The sequence below is a fragment of the Trueperella sp. HMSC08B05 genome, from assembly GCF_001808405.1.
Lineage (GTDB): Bacteria > Actinomycetota > Actinomycetes > Actinomycetales > Actinomycetaceae > Trueperella > Trueperella bernardiae.
In genome coordinates this window covers 1-5184 of sequence record NZ_KV793252.1, presented here as the reverse complement: position 1 = coordinate 5184, position 5184 = coordinate 1, and the positions used below count along the sequence as shown (strand labels likewise).

Annotated in this window: 1 protein-coding gene and 3 rRNA genes; all 4 read left to right on the top strand. The window is 54.1% G+C overall.

Features of this window, described 5'->3' with window-relative positions:
- Positions 1–133: 133 nt before the first annotated feature.
- The 4 genes from HMPREF3167_RS06170 to rrf all read left to right on the top strand — a co-directional run bounded on the left by HMPREF3167_RS06170 (position 134) and on the right by rrf (position 5173).
- Positions 134–1659: ribosomal RNA gene (locus HMPREF3167_RS06170) — 16S ribosomal RNA — on the top strand.
- 14 nt (positions 1660–1673) lie between these two features.
- A complete protein-coding gene (locus HMPREF3167_RS09975; RefSeq protein WP_201783186.1) occupies positions 1674–1880 on the top strand; it encodes a hypothetical protein in 207 nt (68 codons plus the stop codon).
- Positions 1875–4952: ribosomal RNA gene (locus tag HMPREF3167_RS06165) — 23S ribosomal RNA — on the top strand. The genes HMPREF3167_RS09975 and HMPREF3167_RS06165 overlap by 6 nt, the downstream gene beginning before the upstream one ends.
- A 104-nt stretch (positions 4953–5056) precedes the next feature.
- Positions 5057–5173: ribosomal RNA gene (rrf, locus tag HMPREF3167_RS06160) — 5S ribosomal RNA — on the top strand.
- Together the 16S, 23S and 5S rRNA genes form the textbook arrangement of a ribosomal RNA operon.
- Positions 5174–5184 lie beyond the last annotated feature (11 nt).

The following is a 5184-nucleotide window of genomic DNA, read 5'->3' as shown; positions in this document are numbered from 1 at the left end:
AGCTTTTTATGTTGTGTTTTTTTGCAGCTGGCCTTTTTGGTTGGTTGTGTTTTTTGCCAGTTTTTCTGGTTGTTTGAGTCTGTTTGTCAGGCTTTCTGTATGGATCTTACTGACTGTTTGGTTGGTTTGGTTTTTTGTGGAGAGTTTGATCCTGGCTCAGGACGAACGCTGGCGGCGTGCTTAACACATGCAAGTCGAACGATGAAGCTACAGCTTGCTGTGGTGGATTAGTGGCGAACGGGTGAGTAATACGTGAGTAACCTGCCCTTGTCTTTGGGATAAGCCTGGGAAACTGGGTCTAATACCGGATATTCTGCTTTCATCGCATGGTGGGGGTTGGAAAGGGTTTCTGGATAGGGATGGGCTCACGGCCTATCAGCTTGTTGGTGGGGTGATGGCCTACCAAGGCGTCGACGGGTAGCCGGCCTGAGAGGGTGACCGGCCACATTGGGACTGAGATACGGCCCAGACTCCTACGGGAGGCAGCAGTGGGGAATATTGCACAATGGACGCAAGTCTGATGCAGCGACGCCGCGTGGGGGATGAAGGCTTTCGGGTTGTAAACTCCTTTCAGTGCAGAACAAGGCCTTTTTGGTTGAGGGTATGTGCAGAAGAAGCGCCGGCTAACTACGTGCCAGCAGCCGCGGTAATACGTAGGGCGCGAGCGTTGTCCGGAATTATTGGGCGTAAAGAGCTCGTAGGCGGTTTGTTGCGCCTGCTGTGAAAGACCGGGGCTTAACTTCGGGGTTGCAGTGGGTACGGGCAGACTAGAGTGTGGTAGGGGTAATTGGAATTCCTGGTGTAGCGGTGGAATGCGCAGATATCAGGAGGAACACCGATGGCGAAGGCAGGTTACTGGGCCACCACTGACGCTGAGGAGCGAAAGCGTGGGTAGCGAACAGGATTAGATACCCTGGTAGTCCACGCCGTAAACGTTGGGCACTAGGTGTGGGGCCTTTTCCACGGGTTCTGCGCCGTAGCTAACGCATTAAGTGCCCCGCCTGGGGAGTACGGCCGCAAGGCTAAAACTCAAAGGAATTGACGGGGGCCCGCACAAGCGGCGGAGCATGCGGATTAATTCGATGCAACGCGAAGAACCTTACCAAGGCTTGACATACACTGCGATGTGCCAGAGATGGTGCAGCCTTCGGGGTGGTGTACAGGTGGTGCATGGTTGTCGTCAGCTCGTGTCGTGAGATGTTGGGTTAAGTCCCGCAACGAGCGCAACCCTTGTCCTGTGTTGCCAGCAATTCGGTTGGGGACTCACGGGAGACTGCCGGGGTTAACTCGGAGGAAGGTGGGGATGACGTCAAATCATCATGCCCCTTATGTCTTGGGCTTCACGCATGCTACAATGGCCGGTACAGAGGGTTGCGAGCCTGTGAGGGTGAGCTAATCTCTTAAAGCTGGTCTCAGTTCGGATTGGGGTCTGCAACTCGACCCCATGAAGTCGGAGTCGCTAGTAATCGCAGATCAGCAACGCTGCGGTGAATACGTTCTCGGGCCTTGTACACACCGCCCGTCACGTCACGAAAGTTGGTAACACCCGAAGCCCGTGGCCTAACCTTTTGGGGGGAGCGGTCGAAGGTGGGATTGGCGATTGGGACGAAGTCGTAACAAGGTAGCCGTACCGGAAGGTGCGGCTGGATCACCTCCTTTCTAAGGAGCCTCATGTGCCTGCGATCATGGTGGTTGTGGGTGTTGTTGTGGGGTTTTTAGTGGTTCGCAATGTGATTGGCTGGCATGCTGTTGGGGTGTGGGGTAACAGGCCCTGGCCACCCATGCGCAAGTTTTCAGGCTGTTTGTTTGGGTTTGTGTGTGGTGTTGGTGTGGTGGTTGAGAATTGTATAGTGGATGCGAGCATCTTTTGGTTTTTGTAAGTGTTTAAGGGCGTTCGGTGGATGCCTTGGTACACGAAGCCGATGAAGGACGTTGTAGCCTGCGATAAGCCTCGGGGAGTTGGCATACGAGCTGTGATCCGAGGGTGTCCGAATGGGGGAACCTGCCTGGAGTTGTTTCTGGGTACCGCCACCTGAATGTATAGGGTGGTTGGGGGTGACGCGGGGAAGTGAAACATCTTAGTACCCGTAGGAAGAGATATTCTGTGAGTAGTGGCGAGCGAAAGCGGATGAGGTTAAACCGGGTGTGTGTGATAGCTGTCGGGCGTTGCGCATTCGGGGTTGTGGGAGCCATGTGGCCTTACCGGCATGGGGTCGTGGAGTGATAAAGGTGTGGGGTAGGCGAATCAGTTGGGAAGCTGGACCGTAGTGGGTGATAGTCCTGTAGCTGAAACCTCATGCTCTCTTTGTGGTTGTCCCGAGTAGCACGGGGCTCGTGAAATCTCGTGTGAATCTGCACAGACCACTGTGTAAACCTAAATACTTCGTGTGACCGATAGTGGATAGTACCGTGAGGGAATGGTGAAAAGTACCCCGGGAGGGGAGTGAAATAGTACCTGAAACCGTGCGCTTACAATCCGTCAGAGCCTTCTTGGTGGGGGTGATGGCGTGCCTTTTGAAGAATGAGCCTGCGAGTTAGGATGTGTGGCGAGGTTAACCCGTGTGGGGTAGTCGTAGCGAAAGCGAGTCTGAATAGGGCGTTGTAGTTGCATGTTCTAGACCCGAAGCGAGGTGATCTAGCCATGGGCAGGGTGAAGCACGTGTAAGAGCGTGTGGAGGCCCGAACCCACTTCAGTTGAAAATGGAGGGGATGACCTGTGGTTAGGGGTGAAAGGCCAATCAAACTTCGTGATAGCTGGTTCTCCCCGAAATGCATTTAGGTGCAGCGTTGCGTGTGCTTGCTGGTGGTAGAGCGACTGGATGGTCGATGGCCCTTATACCGGGTACTGAGATCAGCCAAACTCCGAATGCCGGTTAAGTTGAGCGTGGCAGTGAGACTGTGGGGGATAAGCTCCATTGTCGAGAGGGAAACAGCCCAGATCATCGGTTAAGGCCCCTAAGGGTGTGCTAAGTGGGAAAGGATGTGGAGTTGCTGTGACAACCAGGAGGTTGGCTTAGAAGCAGCCATCCTTGAAAGAGTGCGTAATAGCTCACTGGTCAAGTGATTCCGCGCCGACAATGTAGCGGGGCTAAGTACACCGCCGAAACCGTGGCAACATTTTTTTGTTGGGTAGGGGAGCGTCGTGCTTGAGGTGAAGCTGCCAGGTGACTGTGTGGTGGATTGAGTGCGAGTGAGAATGCAGGCATGAGTAGCGATTGACGGGTGAGAATCCCGTCCTCCGAATAACTAAGGGTTCCAGGGCCAGGTTCGTCCGCCCTGGGTTAGTCGGGTCCTAAGGCGAGGCCGACAGGCGTAGTCGATGGGCAACCAGTTGTTATTCTGGTACCGGCGAAGGACCGTCCATGCTGAAGCAGGGGATACTAACCATCCCTGCCCATTGCTAGCCCTTTCGGGGGTTGGTGGTGTGGTGGGCGTGGGACCTGATCTTGTTGTAGGCAAGCGTGTTAACAGGGGTGACGCAGAGTGGTAGCTTCCGCGTGGCTTATGGCTTGCCACGTTTAACAGCGCAGCTTGTTCCTTTGGCAAATCCGGGGAACGTATAAAGTGAGGCTGGATGATGAGACCGAATGGTCGAAGTAGAGTGATCCTGTGCTGCCGAGAAAAGCCTCGACGTGAGGTTCTAGCCGCCCGTACCCTAAACCGACACAGGTGGTTAGGTAGAGTATACTAAGGAGTTCGAGTGAATCGTGGTTAAGGAACTCGGCAAAATGCCCCCGTAACTTCGGGAGAAGGGGGGCCTGATCCTTGAAGCACTTTACGTGCTAGGGGTGATGGCCGCAGAAACCAGGGAGAAGCGACTGTTTATCAAAAACACAGGTCCGTGCGAACACGTAAGTGGATGTATACGGACTGACGCCTGCCCGGTGCTGGAAGGTTAAGAGGATCGGTTAGACTCTTTTGGGTCGAAGCTGAGAATTTAAGCCCCAGTAAACGGCGGTGGTAACTATAACCATCCTAAGGTAGCGAAATTCCTTGTCGGGTAAGTTCCGACCTGCACGAATGGCGTAACGACTTCTCCGCTGTCTCAACCGCGAACTCGGTGAAATTGCATTACGAGTAAAGATGCTCGTTTCGCGCAGCAGGACGGAAAGACCCCGGGACCTTTACTATAGCTTGGTATTGGTGTTTGGTACGGTTTGTGTAGGATAGGTGGGAGACTGTGAAGCTGTCACGCTAGTGATGGTGGAGTCATTGTTGAAATACCACTCTGATCGTGCTGGATGTCTAACCTTGGACCATGATCTGGTTCAGGGACAGTGCCTGGTGGGTAGTTTAACTGGGGCGGTTGCCTCCTAAATGGTAACGGAGGCGCTCAAAGGTTCCCTCAGCCTGGTTGGTAATCAGGTGTTGAGTGTAAGTGCACAAGGGAGCTTGACTGTGAGACTGACAAGTCGAGCAGGTACGAAAGTAGGAACTAGTGATCCGGCGGTGGCTTGTGGAAGCGCCGTCGCTCAACGGATAAAAGGTACCCCGGGGATAACAGGCTGATCCTGCCCAAGAGTTCATATCGACGGCATGGTTTGGCACCTCGATGTCGGCTCGTCGCATCCTGGGGCTGGAGTAGGTCCCAAGGGTTGGGCTGTTCGCCCATTAAAGCGGTACGCGAGCTGGGTTCAGAACGTCGTGAGACAGTTCGGTCCCTATCCGCTGCGCGCGTTGGAAACGTGAGAAGGGCTGTCCCTAGTACGAGAGGACCGGGACGGACGAACCTCTGGTGTGCCAGTTGTACCGCCAGGTGCATGGCTGGTTGGCTACGTTCGGAAGGGATAACCGCTGAAAGCATCTAAGCGGGAAGCCTGCTTCAAGATAACGTTTCCCAGACACATTAAGTGTTGTGAGGCCCCCTATAGACCATGGGGTTGATAGGCCAGACGTGGAAGCCTAGTAATGGGTGGAGCTGACTGGTACTAATTGGCCGACCACTTAAAAAACTTTTATAACTTGTTGTTCGCATCCGCTATACAATTCTGGGCCACCACACTAACCGGCCCAGATAACTGAATAAACCAACCGTTATGGTTGGCCCCGTTATTTTGACGGTGGCAATAGCGGTAGGGTAACGCCCGGTCCCATTCCGAACCCGGAAGCTAAGCCTACCAGCGCCGATGGTACTGCACTTGAGAGGGTGTGGGAGAGTAGGACAACGCCGTCACCAAACTTGAT